The sequence below is a fragment of the Pandoraea iniqua genome, assembly GCF_902459685.1.
Taxonomy (GTDB): domain Bacteria; phylum Pseudomonadota; class Gammaproteobacteria; order Burkholderiales; family Burkholderiaceae; genus Pandoraea; species Pandoraea iniqua.
On the sequence record NZ_CABPSF010000011.1, the window covers coordinates 112,439 to 130,773 of the forward strand.

Annotated in this window: 12 protein-coding genes and 1 pseudogene; 6 read left to right on the plus strand and 7 right to left on the minus strand. The window is 55.8% G+C overall.

The window, feature by feature from the left end:
• Window positions 1-10: 10 nt before the first annotated feature.
• Together PIN31009_RS26460 and PIN31009_RS26465 are read right to left on the minus strand one after the other, a co-directional pair.
• Window positions 11-1,213, minus strand: a complete 1,203-nt coding sequence (locus PIN31009_RS26460) for a hypothetical protein (protein WP_150740602.1) — start codon at window positions 1,211-1,213, stop codon at window positions 11-13.
• 453 nt (window positions 1,214-1,666) lie between these two features.
• Window positions 1,667-3,232: a complex I subunit 4 family protein gene (locus PIN31009_RS26465; protein WP_150740601.1), complete on the minus strand. Its 1,566-nt coding sequence runs from the start codon at window positions 3,230-3,232 to the stop codon at window positions 1,667-1,669.
• Between the two features lie 819 nt (window positions 3,233-4,051).
• Here PIN31009_RS26465 and PIN31009_RS26470 point away from each other — a divergent pair.
• From PIN31009_RS26470 to PIN31009_RS26490, 5 genes are all read left to right on the plus strand, one after another.
• On the plus strand, window positions 4,052-4,858 hold the full coding sequence (locus PIN31009_RS26470; protein WP_150740600.1) for a bestrophin-like domain: 807 nt from the start codon (window positions 4,052-4,054) through the stop codon (window positions 4,856-4,858).
• 1,003 nt (window positions 4,859-5,861) lie between these two features.
• Entirely contained in the window at window positions 5,862-6,992 is a 1,131-nt protein-coding gene (locus PIN31009_RS26475; RefSeq protein ID WP_150740599.1) for a hypothetical protein, read from the plus strand.
• Window positions 6,983-8,059 carry a hypothetical protein gene (locus PIN31009_RS26480; RefSeq protein WP_150740598.1) on the plus strand — a complete coding sequence of 359 codons (1,077 nt, stop codon included), beginning with the start codon at window positions 6,983-6,985 and terminating at the stop codon, window positions 8,057-8,059. The genes PIN31009_RS26475 and PIN31009_RS26480 overlap by 10 nt, the downstream gene beginning before the upstream one ends.
• Window positions 8,060-8,140: 81 nt before the next feature.
• Complete coding sequence (locus tag PIN31009_RS26485; RefSeq protein WP_150740597.1) at window positions 8,141-8,809, plus strand: hypothetical protein; 669 nt, start codon at window positions 8,141-8,143, stop codon at window positions 8,807-8,809.
• Window positions 8,810-8,826: 17 nt separating this feature from the next.
• Entirely contained in the window at window positions 8,827-10,215 is a 1,389-nt protein-coding gene (locus tag PIN31009_RS26490) for a CsgG/HfaB family protein (protein WP_174991112.1), read from the plus strand.
• A 947-nt stretch (window positions 10,216-11,162) separates the two neighbouring features.
• Here the strand turns inward: PIN31009_RS26490 and PIN31009_RS26495 are convergent.
• On the minus strand, window positions 11,163-13,055 hold the full coding sequence (locus PIN31009_RS26495) for an amidohydrolase (RefSeq protein WP_174991111.1): 1,893 nt from the start codon (window positions 13,053-13,055) through the stop codon (window positions 11,163-11,165).
• 1,427 nt (window positions 13,056-14,482) lie between these two features.
• Between PIN31009_RS26495 and PIN31009_RS26500 the strand changes: the two genes are divergently transcribed.
• Complete coding sequence (locus tag PIN31009_RS26500) at window positions 14,483-15,079, plus strand: hypothetical protein (protein ID WP_150740594.1); 597 nt, start codon at window positions 14,483-14,485, stop codon at window positions 15,077-15,079.
• Between the two features lie 61 nt (window positions 15,080-15,140).
• Here the strand turns inward: PIN31009_RS26500 and PIN31009_RS26505 are convergent.
• The 4 genes and pseudogenes from PIN31009_RS26505 to PIN31009_RS26520 form a co-directional block, all read right to left on the minus strand.
• Window positions 15,141-16,243 (minus strand): annotated as a pseudogene (locus tag PIN31009_RS26505) (IS3 family transposase).
• A gap of 376 nt (window positions 16,244-16,619) precedes the next feature.
• Window positions 16,620-17,195, minus strand: coding sequence for a hypothetical protein (locus tag PIN31009_RS26510; protein WP_246185871.1), 576 nt, complete (start codon window positions 17,193-17,195; stop codon window positions 16,620-16,622).
• Window positions 17,196-17,294: 99 nt separating this feature from the next.
• On the minus strand, window positions 17,295-17,504 hold the full coding sequence (locus PIN31009_RS26515; RefSeq protein ID WP_150792044.1) for an autotransporter outer membrane beta-barrel domain-containing protein: 210 nt from the start codon (window positions 17,502-17,504) through the stop codon (window positions 17,295-17,297).
• Window positions 17,505-17,798: 294 nt separating this feature from the next.
• Window positions 17,799-18,158: a hypothetical protein gene (locus PIN31009_RS26520; protein ID WP_150740592.1), complete on the minus strand. Its 360-nt coding sequence runs from the start codon at window positions 18,156-18,158 to the stop codon at window positions 17,799-17,801.
• Window positions 18,159-18,335 lie beyond the last annotated feature (177 nt).

Below are 18,335 nucleotides of genomic sequence, written 5' to 3' on the forward strand. Positions count from 1 at the left end.
CATCATCACATCATGTTGATGCGCCTTGCCCCTCAATACAGGCCCTTGGCAGTGGGCGAAATCGGGCGAGCCACGATGGGTTAAGGTGCCGGAGCGTAAGCGTTATCGCACCCGCCAAAAGGATGCCGAAGACTACAGCCAACGGTGACGCTTTGAATAAGGCGACAGTGGACCTCCGATTCGGCGTCGTCGGCCCCAAGATGAAGTCAGGAGCATCAAGGCGCTGATTTCTGACATCTGTAATTACCGCGGACACACGGTTAATTACCTCACGATGGAGATCGTCGTCGGGCGCGCTCTCGCGAGTCACCGCGAGTGTAGCCAAATACGCCCCCTTCAGACGAGCACCAGAAGCCAAGTGTGGGGAGCGTCGTCTCAGCTCCACGAAAAACGCTGTTTCAAAATTGTTCTGTTTCTGCCGCCGCAGCAGTCTATCGAGTTCCACTTTTGCGTCGACCAACTCGGTCTCAAGTCCAACAATTTGGGTTACAGGCGGAAGGAAACGACCGTTGATTTCTGTCGTGACGATTTGTTGCTCTTTAGCCGGAACGGACTGAGGATACTCGCTTGCAATTCGTCGAGCCTGACCTAGACGCCTATCGAGCTCTCGAATCCTCAGTTCCGCATTAATGATTCCGTTGTCGATCTTTAGCGCTTCAGTCGCAGACTCCCCCTCCAACTTGTCGGTTACGGCTCGAAGATATCTCCCTAACATGACATCCGTGATGTAGCTCGCCAGAAGCCGCAGCTTCTCCGACGCGTCCTCACCGGACAGCGTACTTTGCACTTTGAAAGAAATACCAGAGGTCAACAGACCTCGAGCATCCTTGTCGGCGATGAATCTTGAGGCATTCTTGTCATATTGCATTTCCAGCTTCACGTGTTCGGCGATAAACCGTTCACTGATCTGGGAAATGAGATATCGACCAGCAGGTGTATTCGATTTTCCGACGAATTCTAGATATTCCCGAAGGCGTTGGGGATCCACAAACGCCGGTTTCTCAAGGTTATACGAGGCAACATCGCGCGTGACCGAAATAAACGCCTGACTCTCGAAACGAGCGGAAATAAGTAGGCAAGCGACAAGAATCATCAAGGACGTCACGACTGCCAGAAGCACAAAAATCCTCCAGCATTCCAGCAGTCGCGTGAGCCAGATGGGCACTGATAGCTCTCCGTCAATTTCCACCTGATTATCCGAGAGACTCGTCATGTAACACCTAATACGCAAATGGAACAAAGTCTTTTATCACGCCGGGCCAGGCCCAACCTTTGGAACGGACGTCATTCCGTTTGATTCCGACGCCATCCTTGCCATACACAAAGGGGGCACACCCACTGAAAACTAGTGGCGGCGCCACCTCCATATGGCGCCCCTACCATTTGCGTAGGTGCTTCTGCATTTTGACGAACAGGACGGGCTGCAGATCTACATTCGGCCGGCTTGCAGCTAATGCGGCCCCACTATCACAGATGCTAACTCGCCCCTCATCCGTACGACTAGTTCGAAGTCCGCATGGCGTTACAACTTTGAAACGTCACGGCCCTCTCCATACCAAGCATCCCATGCCAGATCGCGACAGCACGAAACAGCCCCGGTAATGTGCCGCTTCTTCATCATCCGCTATTGCATGAGGGCTTTCACTTGACAGCGCACGCCTCTCATTCAACCCGCAGATGACATTCTCTTCACCACCGCCGCTGCGTGACCCGCCGCCTCACCATGTCGGCGTCCGGCCATTTCACTGCCGCCAGGCTCGTTCTCGGGAAGCCGGTGACGTTCGATGTCCTGTACGGCATGAATAGCCGTCGCGTCGATACCGTTGGTGAGCGGCTTCGGGTCGACACCGATCGCGAGTACCATCAGCGCCATTGCACCCAGCAGTGCGAACTCGCGACGGCTCAGATCGCGCAATCCCGCCACCCGAGCATTCGCCACGCGCCCGAAGATCACGCGCTTGAACATCCACAACGTGTACGCCGCGCTCAACACCAGCGTGAGCGACGCCAGCGCGCCGATCCAGAAATTGGCCTTGATCGCGCCCATCAACACGAGAAACTCGCCCACGAATCCCGACGTGCCCGGCATGCCCACGTTCGCCATCGAAAACAGCATCGCAAACGCGGCAAAGCGCGGCATCGTGGCCGCAACGCCACCATACGCATCGATCGACGCACTTCCCGTGCGGTCATACAGCATGCCCGTGCACAGCAGCATCGCGCCGGACACAATGCCGTAGGAAATCATCTGCATCACCGCGCCGTCCGTGCCCAATTCCGAGAATAGGAACAGACCGAGCGTGACCAGCCCCATATGCGCGACCGCAGAGTAGGCAAGCAACTTGCGCAAATCCGTTTGCACCAGCGCCACGAGGCTCGCGTAAATCACGGCGATCAACGACAGCACCACCATCAGCGGTGCAAGGAAATGGCTCGCATCGGGTAGCAGCGGCAGATTGAAACGCAGCAGGCCGTAGCCGCCCAGCTTCAGCATGCCGAGCATCACGGCGGCGCCGGTGGGCCCATCCAGATGCACTTCCGGCAGCCACGTATGCACCGGCCACATCGGCACCTTGACGGAAAAGGCGCCAAGGAATCCGACGAACAACATGACCTGCACGGCGAGCGGCAGATGCAGCGTCTGCCAGCGCGCAATGTCGAAGCTCCGGGTCTGCATGTACAGATAGAGCATCGAGAGCAGCATCATCAGCGAGCCAGTCAGCGAAAAGAAGAAGAACTTGATGGCCGCATGCGTGCGATTGGCGCGTCCGTACACGCCGATCAGCAGATACAACGGCAGCAGCGTGGCCTCGAAAAAGACGAAGAACAACATGCCGTCCTGCGCGGTGAACACGCCCTGCATCAGCCCCGAGAGCACGAGGAAGCTACCGAAGTACGCGCTCATGCGCGTCGTCACCGCACGCCACGACGCCAACACCACGATCACCGTCGTGACACCGGTCAATGCCACCAGCCAGAGCGAGATGCCGTCGATACCGACATGCCACGACGCATCGAACGACGTGATCCAGCGAAAGCGCTCGACAAACTGAAGACTCGTCACACTGGTACGAAAGCCATGCACCAACGGCACGATAGGCGCCGCAGAGATCACCGCGGCAATCAGCGATGTCCAACGCACGACATTGGGGTGACGATCCTGGCCCAGCAGCATGACGAGTGCGCCGGCCAAGATGGGAAGCCAGATGAGAAGCGACAGGATGGGGAACATAGAGAGATCTGATGTGCTGCAACAAAAACCAGGCGCTGTTGCACGACATCCGCGCAGTGTGCGGCGAACCAGACTCAGCACGCCCACGGATGGCGAAGCGCAACTCAAGACAAATTAATGCTTGAGGGAGGGGACGCCATGCGCGGCGGCGTCAACGAAGGTCGCAAGCATACGCGTCTCGAAGGTATTTTGCATCGCAGCAAATTTTACAAATGATTGCGCAAGCGTCACGGGACCGAACTGTCAGTAAGCACCGCGGAAAATCTCAATTTCCATCGCAGAATCAAATGAACCTGCCTGAAGTTCAAAGCCTGGCGCCATCGAGATTTGCTAGCGTGTGTGCGACGCATGAGTTCGAATCCCCCAATCCTCCGACAGGCAATGACAAGTGGGGCAAACGACGAGCGCTAACATACGTTCATCTTCAACGCGCCCTCGATTGCTTAACTCGGGATGAACCTATGGCGTACGACGTGCGGCGCCAGTAGCGCAAAGTTGCTGCAGCTACGACATTCGACCACTCAACGGGATATTTTGGATTCGCAAACTCGTGTCACGCGGAGCAATCGTCCATGCGCTAAGCCAATAGCTACGTCATTCGAGAGAGTGCACCGAATCATCGGATCGGAAACGATGCGCTTCCTCCTCAGCCCTTCGTGTACATCACTCGGTGCGAAGCATGTCTGTCGACGAACAGAACCGGGCGCACATGTGGCATCAGTTGGAGGCGAAGCAGTGGCGCAGATGTCGCGGAGGCCTCGGATGATCGTCCTTGTCGAGGGCTTGAGAATTACTTTGCGCGTTCGCGCCTGATTCGACATGTCAATTTCGTTAAGAATCGTTAGTCATCCCGCCACGCTATTTCTGATTTTGTTTTTTTCGATGGTGATCGCCACAATGGTCGGGGCATTTTTGCTTCGCGAGAAAGCACCACTTGATGCGCCGGCAAGAGAGAACTTCAATGTGATCCATGCTGCGACGCTAACATTGTTCGGACTTTTGGTTGGGTTTACGCTGTCGATGTTTGTGTCCCGATACGACAATCGAAAGCACGACGAGCAAGAGGAAGCGAGCGCAATCAGTACGGCATATCTGCGCGCCGACCTGCTTGATGGCGAGGTCAGCGCCTCAATAAAGGCAACTCTTCTTGCGTACTTGGACTTACGAATCCGCGATTACGGAGCGTCTGACGAGGCCGGGCTCCGCGCCGTCGCGCACGAGACTGTCACGCTACAAGATCAACTATGGCGCGCAGTCTCGCCAATCGGGCAGAAGCGCTCGGATCCGGTCATGGCGCTAGTTATTGCGAGTGTTAATGAGGTGCTCAATACTCAGGGCTACACGCAAGCCGCGTGGCGAAATCGCATTCCTGCTGGCGTCTGGGCGCTGCTACTGATAATCGCCCTCCTATCGAGTGTCATGCAGGGCTACATGTCTCGCGGAGCTCTCAAAAGAAACCTGAGTCTGCTGATCTTGCCCCTTAGCGCTTCGCTGTCAATTTCGCTCATCGCCGACATCGATAGCCCGCGCGGAGGCTTTATTCGGGTTGTACCGCAAAACCTAACCGCGTTGGCAGCGAGCATTGCGTCGGATGGCGCAAACCACAATACAGTTGTGGCACCGTGAACCTAGGCGCGCCCAAGTGTTGGCGCATCGTCTGCCATATCTGCGCCGGAGGATATTGGAACAGAAGCGAAGTGCGCCTGAGCGTGTGCCCCAAAACGCTCAGGCACTCTGCCACCAATTCCTCGGGTCGACTCGCCCTAGCGTTTTCGTCAAGCGCTATCCACGAACTCCTGAAACGCCTTCTTTTATCGGAAATTGCTTTGAGAACCATTGTCATCGTTCGTTGCGCGCTCGCGCTTGCGGCATTCGCGAGCCTTTCAACTGCGCACGCAGAGCATGCCTACCATGTGACATTCACGAACATAACGAAAAGTGAATTGACGTTGACCTATGCCGGAGACGAGTGCATGCATGAGCACGGTCCGGAGACAATACGGGTCATGCCAGGGGAGTCTTCTTCCCCCATCGAATTACGAGATAGCGGTAGCCTATTCGACGATTGTACGTCCGCGACAAAAGGCGTCGAGTGGCGCGGGGAGTTCGAGGCTGATGAAAGGTTTGTAAACCCTTCCTTCAAGCGAACGCGGCACGACGGGCTATGGTGGACACAAGTCTCCGGCGGTGCGAGAAATGTCCACTTCCTCGCCACGTGCGGTGGCGACGAATGTGACTCGGCCGACGGGAAAGGCGGGGACAACCCAGGTGCCATCCGAGTCATTGTTGGGCCATAGGCGCTACCGGAATGACTGCCATGTGGCGTGGGGCCGATTAGCGTGCATCTTCCGCACCGGAAGAAAAAGACAAGCTTTTCGACACCACCAGCAGAATTACAACGCCAGTCGCTAGCCCGTGATTGTTGTCCATCCTGCGTGTGACGGCTCCGGAACTACCGGCTCCCAGGCCGGCATATGCGGCAAACCTCATGTGATCGCAGCGGAAACGTTGTTAGATTTTCTCGCTTTGCTCCTCTGCACCAACAATGGAAGCGTTTGAGCCTCGAAGCATCAACCGTGAGTCAGGCTGCAAGTCCTGCATTCCCGCTCTGAGAGGGCTTGCCTTGTCAATGGCACTCCTCATCGGAACTGCCGCTCATGCAGACCAAACTGTCGCTTTCGCCGGTTTAGCGTATGCGGGCGACGCAGCACAGATTGACGCCCGCTACCCCGTCACCAGATCGCTTGACGCTTCGCTACGCGAGTCAGGAAATCCGGCAGGAAAGACCATCATCGCCGAACTGAAGGCCCATCCCCCTCAGAATTTCGCTATGCAGTATGCGGGGATGGCGTCACTTAACGGATCGGACCAAGCGTTAGCTACCGCATTGGTCATCACCAACGAGACGATCTCGGATGAGCGCTTTGGTGACATGCACAAAGTGCTTGTCGGTCTTCGCGCTCAAGCACTGGTCTTTGATTTCCGGGCAATGAAGATCGTTCGTGCATATCCGTTGGCCGCAACCTACTTGGATGTGATGGATCACGTCCCAACTAAGCAGGAGTCACGCGATCGCGTTCTTCGCTTGCTCTTAGGCGACACGGGAAAACCCGGCCTATTTTCTCGCTACGCGGAAGTGATGTCTAAGGCAGCCCTACCGGATTCGGGGTCGAAGTACTTGCAAGTGGCCCACGTCGGCATCCCTGACGCTGCACTGGCACATCTCCCGTCTGCGCTTCAAGCCCCCGGTGCCGCGCAGGCTTGGCTGGCCGACATGATGAGCGAAGCCATGCTGAATAAGAGCCAAGTGCCGATGCTGCCGTACTCGGCCGGATACGCCATCGGGAATGCGATGGCAATGCGCTTTTCCGATGGTGACATTTTCAATTTGAAGCTGCCGGCACCCGATTACTCGGTCGACATTGATTTGAAAGGCTTCAAACGGGTCGACTACGGAAGCAGTAGCGCGGGAAGCAGCTACATCTACGCGACTTACAGCCACATCAAGCTCGCGGAGCTCATGTCCGGGACAACCTACCTTGATGCGGACTTCAAGAACGGCGAGGTAAAGAACGTCCCGGTTACACAGTCGCAAGTCGACGACCTTCCCGCCTACGCCGAGTCAGCGCGCGGGCTGTTTGACAAGTTGGCGAGCGCCCTGGCAGGCGACAACAGCGATTGGTTGTCTGCGGCGGCCTCCGGCGAGCACATCAAGAATCAGATTGACAATACCCGAGGAGTCTTGAAGTCATGCAAATAGCTCGTCGTATGTTATCAACGCTGATGTTTGTCAGCGTTGCGGCGTCAGCACAAGTCGTCACTAGCAAAGGAATGGCCAGCGTCAAGTACGACGGTTCGCTATTTTCCAGCGGCGCGAACTCAGACGTGAAGACCAAGGCATTCCACGATGCGCAGATCAATGCGATCGAGCGCTACTATGCCGAAAATGGAGAATCGCAATCCGAGAATTTCGACGCGATTGAAGCAAAGGTGTCCGAGAACCTCGACAAGTTCATCTTGGGTTCAACACTCGTTAGCGAATCAGACAAGACAGATGCGCACATGTACTCAGCCGTTGTCCGAGTCGACATCAACGTAGCGAAACTGCGCAACGCAATAAAGGGAACGTCACCCACGGGAAGCATGGCGACCAATTCGCCTCATTCCCCTCTCACGTTTCTCTTCGTCGCACGGCAACAGGCGTCGGTGAAATCGTACGACGATCGAGTCTATAAGCGCGCCGACATCAAGGAGCATGCAAGCGAAAAGTCGACTCGAAGCGGATATTCCGGGAACGCTTCCGTATCGATTGAAAGCGGCGGCAGCCGAACTCGAAAGGCCGATCAGGTGTCCTGGAGCATTTTGCCATCGGGCAATCTGAGCACCATCGTTACCGGCGTCTTCGCCCAGTCGGGATTTCAAGTGGTCGATGCTGAATATGTTGAACCGTCCTCCGGCGGACACCTTCGTATGAGCGCCTTGGCGAAGGATTACCAGAATGGCGACGACATTCAGCCGTCGACGATGCGAGAAGCCGTTCTGGGATTGAGGACGGCTCACGTTCCGTACCTCGCTTTAGGCACGCTCGACGTGGGAATGCAAGACACAGACGACGTAACCGGTCTCGCCCGCGTCTACGTGAGCGTGACTGCAAAATTGGTCGACGTCACCTCTGATTTCCCAAGAACTGTATCCGCAGTGGGCCCTGTTCAGTTTTCAGGGACCGGGCCGGACACCAGCGTAGCGCGGACCAATGCCTTGAAGAAGGCCGCCGATTCCGCCGCACGCGAACTAATGGCACAAATGAACAACGCGCAAGTTCGCTAGTTGCCAACTTCGACCGCTTCAAGCGCTTAGGTTAACCAATGGGCGGTCGTGCAATTCCCTCATCATTTCCTTGGAAAATTTATGCTCAAGAAAACCCTCGCCTCGGCTGCTGTTGCAATGCTTCTCGTGAACGGTGCTCACGCGTTCCCGTCATTTTCGGGGAAGACAACCGGCACGCAGAATAGTGCGCCCGCTGCCGACGCAAGCGGGGCGCAAGCCGCTCTTGTCTCGAGTTATGCTGATGCCGGCCGTGAGGTCCTCATTGCACAATCGTATCTGGCTGACGCCGTCGGACTGAAGGAGCTCTCCGCCAAGGCGAAGGCCACCGCTGAATCCCTCGGCAGCGGTGCCACGAAAGACAGTCTGCAGGATTCCGACAAGATGATGAGCGATACGTCGATCGCCTTGCAGGAACAGTTCAAGGCCGGCAATCTTCAGATGGATGCGTCAAGCAAGAAGGCCTATTCCGAGGGGATGCAACATCTGGGTAGCGGAATTCTTCGATACGCGGGCCTGCATGGCAAGATCACCGATTTCTCGAATGAAGCTAAGGCGCAACTCGAGAGCTCGTCCGTCATGGATAAGATGGCTGTGACGAAAAAGCTTTCAACCGGCACATACATCGTGTCAGAGACCCCGAAACAAGTGAGCAATCTGGGATCGACACTGAAGACGGCGGCGGCATTCGCCACCAGCCAGGATATTCCGGTGCCGAAGGACGCAACAGCAGCACTGTCGGCAAAGTTCTAATGAGCGCGGGCGCGGGCATGTCGATGATTTCACAAGGATCCTGGCGTTCTACTGCCGTCGCATTGGCGGTCGGAATGCAGCTTGTAACGCTAGCAGGCTGTGACAAACTCAACCACCACAGCGAGGAGGTCACGGTGTCGGCTATCGTGCCAGCGCCCGCATCTGGTTCGACTTCGCAAAGTGATTCGTCCGCTCCCGCAACAAACATAGGCACCGTAACACACGTTCACGTTCGCGCCGAAGGTATAGGGGCGAGCCCAGATGAGGCGCTGAGTCAAGCGTTACGACAAGCCATTATGCAGGTGAACGGCACGACGCTGGATCTCGCATCTTCTCAATTTAGGGCCGCTCTAACTGTCTCGACTGGAAGGTCGATGGTAGATTTGCAGTCGAGTGGGTTCGCCGAGTTGGTGCAACAGGAAAGTCGGGGGGCGATATCAGATTTTCGGGTGACCGAACTCCGACGCGAGTCGTCCTCAGACAGCTCAATACACGCCGTCATTGAGGCTAACGTCGCAAAATTCAAAGGTCCGGATAGTGAAGGCCGCCCACGAATTATCGTGGCTCCCATCCGAATCAGCGGCAATGTCACACCGGCACTGAATCGAGAAGCGACATTGGTTCGCCAACGTATCACCGACGCACTGACGCAGAGCGGCCGGTTCATCGTTCTTGAGCACGGTGCCACCCCCGAAATTGACGCGGAGTTGGAGCGGATCGCTAACGGCCAAGCTTCGCCTGACCAGTTTTCAAAGCTTGGTCAGGGAGTTGGCGCAGATCTTGTGTGGGTTGGCCGCTTGAATGCGCTTTCGCCGACCAACGCTTTAGACGAAGGAAGCGCAGTCAGGGGCCGAGGAGAATGGTCGATTTCTCAGCAGTTGGTCAATGTCACGACATCCGAAGTGCTGCTTAGCGACACGACGCCCGTTGATCAAAATTCCAAACTCGCGGATGGGCGCACGAGCTCGATCGAGAATTCAATCGCGTCGAAAGTCGTCTCTAGTATTCTGGTTCAGCTCTTTCCGGTGAGCATCGCGTCGCGCGATGGCATAAACGTTGTGCTCAGTCAGGGAGGGCAGTCGGTCAAAGTCGGGGCCTCTTACCAAGTCGTCTCCCTGGGCAAGGCCATCAAAGATCCTCAGACCGGACGTATGCTCGGGCGTACAGAGCAAGAGTGCTGTACCGTCGTCGTTGACAGGGTGGCACAAACATTATCGTACGGGCATCTTGAAAACATGAAGATCTCGCCCGACGAGCTAGTTGACGGTAACCTTGAATTGCGCCAACAAGTTGCGAGCGTCGCCCCGCCAGACAACCAACGTCAAAGCGCGGGCACTCAGCGAAAGGGAAAATCTACTCACAGAGGGAAAGATTCCGCTGCGTCTGAGCGAGACGACGACTGGTAAAACATACACGGCAATCGACGAAAAGAAATAAGGTCGACCAGCGCTGCCCCCCCTCCTTTTGGGATGGAACTGGCACTTGGGCACTCTCAGAGTAGGCCCAGCGCTTCCGACCATACAATCGAATTCCAAAAACGCCGCTGACGTGCAATGGAAACTCAATCGCCACCCTCACGTTTCGAAATAATCCCCAGTCAGTAGCACTGTAGCGGACCAAGCAGGCGACAGAAATTGAGGAAAAGTTCTCGCGCGGAACAATGCCACGCACGCATTTGTCAACTACGAGAAAGCCACAGCCAGTGAGTTCGCACCGTCCTTATGGTGACCTTCTCCCTCTGCGCGGGCCAATATCGTCTCCGTACATCTGCTCCCGATGATGAGGGTTTTCGGTACTGGTTACATCATTCGGCGTTCGGCGACGCCAAGCCATGCGGCGCTTGACAGACCGCTGCGACAGCGAAGAGAGGATCGAACACAACTTTCGGACGTGCATTCAGACTCCCCTTGGAAATGAGGGGGGCGGGGGGACTATGAGGTAAAAGTGTACCGAGACGCTAATACCTCACTCAGCGCTTTTTCTCGTTGGTACGAGATGTTTTGGCTGCAAGGTTACCGCTGGGAGTCGCATTGCTCGCAGCATTCAGGCAATTCCGCTCAGCGTTCGCGCGACGCGCTTGCTTGACAATTTTTGCCGAGTCTTCGGTCTTCCGATATGTCCGGGCGAGATGGCACTCACTGGCGGACGCCGCTGCCGAAAGTATCATCAATGACACGGCAAGAACGCTACCGCCAACGTATCGCAAAATTTCCATTGCGTTTCCCTCCACCTATATACGTGTGGACCTCATCGATCGCTAAAATGAATGCGGCGCGATCCCCTCCGCGCCCTCTTGACTAGGGCAAGCACGAAGGGGACCGACCGCTTATGCGTCAGGCGAAGCGGCCATCCGTTAAGCAGCAAATTTCTTCTGGCCGCCAACCCACGTTTCGCTCACGTTGATGTCCATGAGTTTGGTAGGATCAACCGCGTACGGGTCGCTCTCGAGAATCGCAAAGTCGGCAAGCTTGCCCGCCTCAATCGATCCGAGCTCATCTGCCATGCCAATCTGCCCTGCCGCAAAATTCGTAACCGCTCGAAGTGCATTGGTCAGCGAGACGGCTTGCGCTTTCCCGATAACCGAGCTGTCAATATTGCACTGACGGGTCACAGCCGTCTGCACAAGCTGGAGCGTTCCAAGGTTCGAGCACGGAGCGTCCGTATGGAGCGTGAACGGTAGGTTTCGACTCACACAGCCGCCAGCGGGATCCATGTCTACAGTACGCCGAGGCCCAAACAGTTGGTCACGATAGGCCGCACCGTAGAAGTAGACATGGTTCATCAGAAAACTGGGTTGTACACCGAGTCGCGCCATCCGATCAAGCTGATCGGATGTCACCATGGTGCAGTGCTCAATACGATTGACACCCGAGGAAGGATGCGCGCCATATGAAGCCTCAATGGCATCAAGTGCATTGTCGATGGTCTGGCTGCCGTTACAGTGAATCAACAGCGGCCATCCCGCAGCTTTGACTGATGCTACCAACTCCTTAAGCGCTTCCGGTGTGTAATTGGGGGTGCCATTCGTCCCATCGAGATATGGAGCTCGCTGTGCAGCTGTTCTCGTTTGATTCGATCCATCACCAACCACCTTCATGCCATAGATCGAAAATTGCGTGTTCGGAATACGCGTGGCCTTTGCACCGTAGCCAAACTTTTTGTACGGCTCGGCAGCCTTAAGACTCTCCGGCGAATCGACCATCAGGCTAACCGACGCCCGGCACGACGCCTCGTTCGCCACGGCCATGTAGTCGCCAATCAAGTTGTCTCCGCCGGCGCCTGGCAAAAGAAGTCCGGCCTCGTGGATGCACGTGTTGCCGTACGACGCATTTGTTGCAAGCCAGGCAGCGACCGCCGCGCCCGCGTTCTCCGGCGTCAACTTTTCCGGAGGAATTGCGGAGCTGAACATCGCAAGCGCCGGCATTTCATAAATGACCCCATTTGGCGTACCGTTCGGGTTTTGGCCGAAGTGCCCCCCGCCATTCGCCATGAGCTTTTTGTTCAGGTCACCAGCATCGGTGTTTGTGCTGATGCCCGCCGCTTTGAAGGCCGTACTATTTCCCGCGGCGGTATGCATGTTGATGTAATAGACGAGAATCGGGTGCTGAGTGGAAATGGCATCCAGATCAGGCATCCAAAAATCGCCCCCTCCCCCATGCATTCCATCGCCCTGCAATAGGTTGTCGTAAGCATAGAAGAGGAGCCACTGCCCCGGAGGCGTTTGACTGGCCTGCTTCGCAATGAGATCGATGACCGCCTTTCGATTCGGATAGCCCTTGGGAGCTTCCGGCTTCATCGGACTATATCCGCAGTACGTGAAGACAGACTTAATAAGCGCGCCGGTAACGGTGTGTTGATGAGGGTCGATGAAGCCAGGAAGAAGTGAGCGCCCGGCCAAATCAATCACTTGGGTCGAGGCGGACTTCTGCGCCATGATTTCGCTCTCAGGCCCTGCGGCCACAATACGTTCTCCCTTTACGGCAACCGCCCAATCGTGGAAAGGGCCGTCCGCAGTCGACTTGCTCGCCAACGGTATGATCGGCCCGCCGCGGAAAATGTAATCAATCTGTACAGCACTTCCCCCACCCCCACTCCCCTTTGCGTAAGCTGATGCCATAGAGGGTAAGATCAGCCCGGCGCCCGCTGCGGTAGCGAGAAACCGGCGGCGCGAGAAGGAGTTTGAAGATTTGAGACCGCTGAGCGCGCCCAGCCGACCAAAGAAATTACCTACGCATGCTTGACACATTTGTCGCTCCTGTCTCGAGGGATGCCCTCGTTTGAACAGCATTACGAAAATCAGAATTGAATACTACGGAAGTGGTGGTCGGACAGGAGCCGTCATCTGGGCACGCCTGCCTCAGGCATCCTGTATTTCTTCGGTCCTCAAAGAGCCTTGGTGCTCGTCCGAAATGGGCACTTGCGAATGCGCGCTCAGTATCCGTCCCTGTTCAGACGTCGATCGGTACCTTCGCTTGAGCGTGGCGCGTAGCCAATGTCCCACAGCGACTATCACACCGAGCACTGTGAGCGCGAGGAAAAAGTCATTTGCGATACTTGCCACCAATGTCGGCATGGCGATGGGAGAATGCGGTGAACTCTCACCGAGAATGCGTATCTCAACCCGGACCAGGGCATAAATCACTGAGCCGTAAATGACAAGTTCCACCAGTCGGCGCATACCGCGTCTCCGGAGAGCGGGGTCAGCCCAGCCATTGGCAGCCAGGCGGGACTATCCTGACAAGTCCCAACACGGCACATCAGCTCGACGCCCTGAGTTCGTATTTCGACGCAGCGCCTGAGAACGTGAACGAGTTCTCACCAGTCGATTAGCGCCGATTCTAGTGCTGGCTCTACGCTGTCGACATCCCAACGCCTCCTCAACGTAAATGCCGCACCGAAACTCAAACGCAGACGCCGCATTTTCAAAAGCCCAACACTCTCGCCCGCAATGTCGCCCCTATCTTTATCCGCGTCTGCTCAATTCACGAGCAGCGGATTGGCAGCACCTATTTCTCGGCCTTCGCATGACTTATGCACAGCCTTGTCCACCGAAAATGTGGATAACGAAAAAATTAGTCTAGAACATCAACACGATTCGCTAGAGCTCGAGTGGCCTGGAGACTGCTTGCCATACCCTATATGCTGTCGTTCATGGAAATAGTGAATACGAAACCTTCGACGGTGCTATACGCGGCGTCGAGTCCTCCGATGGCGTCGGTAACGCTATTTCCGAGGGCTCGTTTTTTTGATTTTTGTTGGGGAGGTCGTGAGATGCTTGCCGTGAATCGGTACTTAATGTTGTGCGCAATCAACCGAGTGCGTTCACATGTTCCTGTTCTGATATTACTGGCGACGGCCACTGGAAATTGCCTTGCTGTGTTGCCACCCAGATATTTGGGTATTGAGAAATTCGATCAGTGTTTGGCCGAGAAACGTGTCAGTACGTTTCGGGTATGGTGTATGCCAGAAGAGAAGCCCCAAGCATGCCCCCGCTCGAGTTGGAAGCAACTACGCGCGCTGAAGGGACGAGAAGCAATCTCCCCGTGTGCCGAGAAAATTCCATCGTCTCAATGATACATCCTAGGCGCGTAAGGATATGGGACAAGGTATACCGCTATGCTGGAGCGAGCGACTGTCGAGTTAATCGCCTGATCCACTATGGAGTGTTTCACAATGACAGATGACAATTCGGTCAATGTACTGGCGGTGGATGTCCGTGGACAACTCTCGCGAGTGCCTGCAGCTTCACTGCTCATCGAGTTTTCCAATGGCCAATCGCTTGAGTTCACGTGGCGGCAACATGCGGACGATCCTCGACCGCCGTCCATCCAGGTGTGGGGCGGCCGAGTGCCACGCGATGAAGCATCCGAAAGAGAGAGACCCGTTCGCCCATACGGGCTATCGATTGTGCCGTGTGCCAGTAATCTGGTCACGGTCCAGCCACGTCCCGCTGGCGAACTGAGCTTGGCCTCGGCGAATGTCTACGCCGTGGATGACAATGATCGTTACGTGGCGATAGTCGCGGAGTCGCTGGTTGTAGAGTTAGTTGGCGGACGGTCATTCGAGATCGCATGGAAGAATGAACAGACGGCATCGGTTGCAATCTACGGCGGACGGATGGCACGAAAAGAATGGCTGTTCAGTGAAGTGCAACTGCGAACGCAAGCACTGGCCATTTTCCCTCTCGCAGGCAATGTCGTTCACGTCCATTCGTTTGCATTGCAAGAATTGGAGAGCACGACGGAGCGACGTCACCCCCGATTTGAGTAGCGCGACGATTTAGAGTCCAATCACGTAGTGACCTCCCCCCCGGATAACTGAGCACCTTGGCCTAGAGATCTCCGGCGTCAAGGTGGGCAAGTCGGAACTCACCCGGAGTCAGATCGCCTAGTGAGCTATGCGGCCTGAAGTCGTTGTAATCCTGTCGCCAGCCTTCGATCTTTTCTCGGGCATCGTCCAATGACAGAAACCAATGCACATTCAGACATTCATCCCGAAAACTGCCGTTAAACGACTCGATGAACGGATTGTCCGTGGGTTTGCCCGGACGGGAGAAGTCCAAGGTTACGCCATTTTCATACGCCCAGTGATCCAGCGCATGAGAAATAAATTCGCTCCCATTGTCGACCTGTATCCGTTTCGGGGCGCCTCGCAGCGCTTTCAGGCCCCATCGTTGCCACCACATCGGCCGCCCTCAAGGCGTAATCGACGGTGATCGCCAAGCTCTCCCGACTAAAGTTATCGACCACAGTTAAGGCCCGGATTTTCTGTCCGTTGAACAGCTGATCGGCCACGAAATCCATGCTCCAGCAGGCATTCACCGTAGAGATTTCGGGTCGCTCCATGCGGTGTGCGGCAGCGACACGACACCGAGGCCGAGGCCGCTTACGCCGAAGATTCAGCCCCTCCTCACAGTAGATCCGGTACGTCTTCTTGTGATTTATCAGCCAGCCCTCGCGTCGTAGCAGAACATGAATGCGTTCGGCACCATAACGTATTCGCGTTTCGGCGATCTCCCGGATACGCCGCCGCTCAGCACGGTCATCGCGGGGATGAGGTCGATAAAAATACGTGGCCTGACGCAGTTGCAACACTGCCGTTGCTCGTCGGATGCTCACCCGATACGCCTGCATCAAGAAGTCAGCCAGCTCGCGCTTGCGGGCCGGCTTCACAGCTTTTTTGCACCACCTCCTGCAGCATTTGCTTGTCCAGGCTTAGGTCCGCCACCATGCGCTTGAGTCTGGCGTTTTCCTCTTCCAACTGCTTGAGCCGGCGCAGCTCCGAAACGCCGAGACCGCCGTACTTCTTCTTCCAGTTGTAGAACGTGGCCTCCGAAATACCCATCTTCCGGCAAACTTCCGCCACCGTCGTACCCAGTTCGGCCTGTTTCAGCGCAAACGCGATCTGCTCTTCTGTGTACTTCGATTTCTTCATGCAAACCTCCCGCCCGTCAGGGCTTCAAATTTGCCAGAAATCTCCAGTTTTCGGTGCTACGGTTTTTCGGGGGGAGGTCAGTACGGTACACGTTACATCCCAGCCTAGCGCAACTAACCTCGAATTCCGAGGAAGTCCGGGCAGCCGACTACTCACGATTCTCGTCCTGTAGCGTCGGCCATATTCGTCAGCGTTCTACCGCCCCCGTCGCACTTGTTACACGCCGTGGTTACACGCCAAACGGTATCGGCACGTTGTTGGAGAACACGTCAAAGCCGCTGCATGAGTCCACAGCCTCTGAAAAAACGTCGGACGGAGTTCTGGTCAAGTTATTTATCCAGATGCACGCAAAGTGAAGTCATCGCGATTAGCAAGATTAAGAAGGCGACGGCAGGCGGAGCTGCGGCTTCATCTGAGCGATGGAATGCCTGAAGCCAGCATCCAAGCGGGCTGGCGACACGAGAAACGCCACGTACCAAATAGAGAAATTTAGGCAAAACGCAAAGACGAACACCAGGCTCGTTGCCGTGATAAGAAAAATGTCGTTTTCAGGAGCCGTGACGCAAATCCATTGGCCGAGCAAAAGCCCAAACATCAACGCGCCGAGGGCATATGTGTTCTGCAATACCTGATATGCAGCGATCGCGAGCCATTTTTGACGAGGGGCCGCTATCAACAAAGCGGCAAAAATTATCCCAAGAACAGCGAAGACATTCCAGATATGTGGCCCAATGCCTTCCTGCACTGACATCTGCAGATATTTGACTGACAGGTGGCTACTGAGCCAGTCCGTTGCGATGACTCCAGCTATCGCGGGAAGCGCCCAAGCCGCGAGGACAATCGCGGCTTGTTTTAACTCCCAGCCTGGCCAAAAGTCTGTTCGCCTGAAGTGGTCGGCGTGGTGCCGAACCCAGACGCGAATTCGATCTAGTTGGGCCCGAACGGATGACATGGTAGTTAGTTCCTTCATCTGTAGGTGGGGCGGAGAACGGTGGTTTGACGTTGGCGCAATGGTCGCGGACCTGATTGTCTTGTCGCAATCCTTCGGGAATTAGAACTTCATTCTGAAGCCGAGATTGGCCTTCGCGTTGTAGTTCCCATCGAAGTGATTGACCGACGCGCTCACCGAGCGCTCGCCATACTCCGTGTACTTGTTATCCGCCCACGAATATGAGCCACCCACACCGGCTCCCATCCACGTCCTATCGGTCCTCGTGTCAAAGTTCACACCCGCCACACTCACCGACGACCCTCCGAGCATATCCTGATAAGCCTTGTGAAATTTCCGTAAAATCACACTTACTTCGACGTCTCAGTAGTTCTCACCGAGGACTACGATGGCTCCGCGCAGCAATACCAGCGGAATGAGAGGGTTCGTATTGGTAGGCGCACACTCGAGATCACTCAATGGCTCGGGATCATTTCGGCCTTGGCGAGCAATCAAGCTTAGCGTCGCTACGTTATAGGTTACAACCAGCGCGTCGAGCCAACCGATCACGCCCTCCCGTAGCCGTGGCGACCGCGTGCAAAGCTGGCCCGGCCGGCCAATCCCCGTTCACCTCGCCTCTTCGCACAATTGCTGATGCAGGCTGAGCTCCTCACCATACCCCGTCATCGGATTCCACGCCGGAGAATGGATTGGTCCCGCTATTGCTAGGTCGACCGTTGTTTCGCTTCTCGTTGGCTCGGCAATGTCGGCATGACCCGGGACCGCTACCGGCTGCAATCTGGCCCGAGTCACGGCAAGCTGATACTCATATGCACGCGAGACCTTACGCTCGACGAGTAGGCCATCATCCATGAGTTCCTCAACGACCAGATCAACGCACCGACGGGAAATGCCGCAGATATTCGCTAATACCGGCCTGCTGTACCACTCGCCCTTGTCCATGCAATCCAAAATGAGATCTTTCACTTCCTCACCTCAGTAACCGTCACGTTCCGCGCAAGCTTCAGTTGCCGCATAAGTCGACTCGTTATTACACCGCACCATTAGCATCACCCATTTCCGTCGCATATGGGCACTAACCGACAAAGTCCACGATGTACCGTAGTAACGACCGCTTGCGACTACTGATTGCTGTGATCGGCG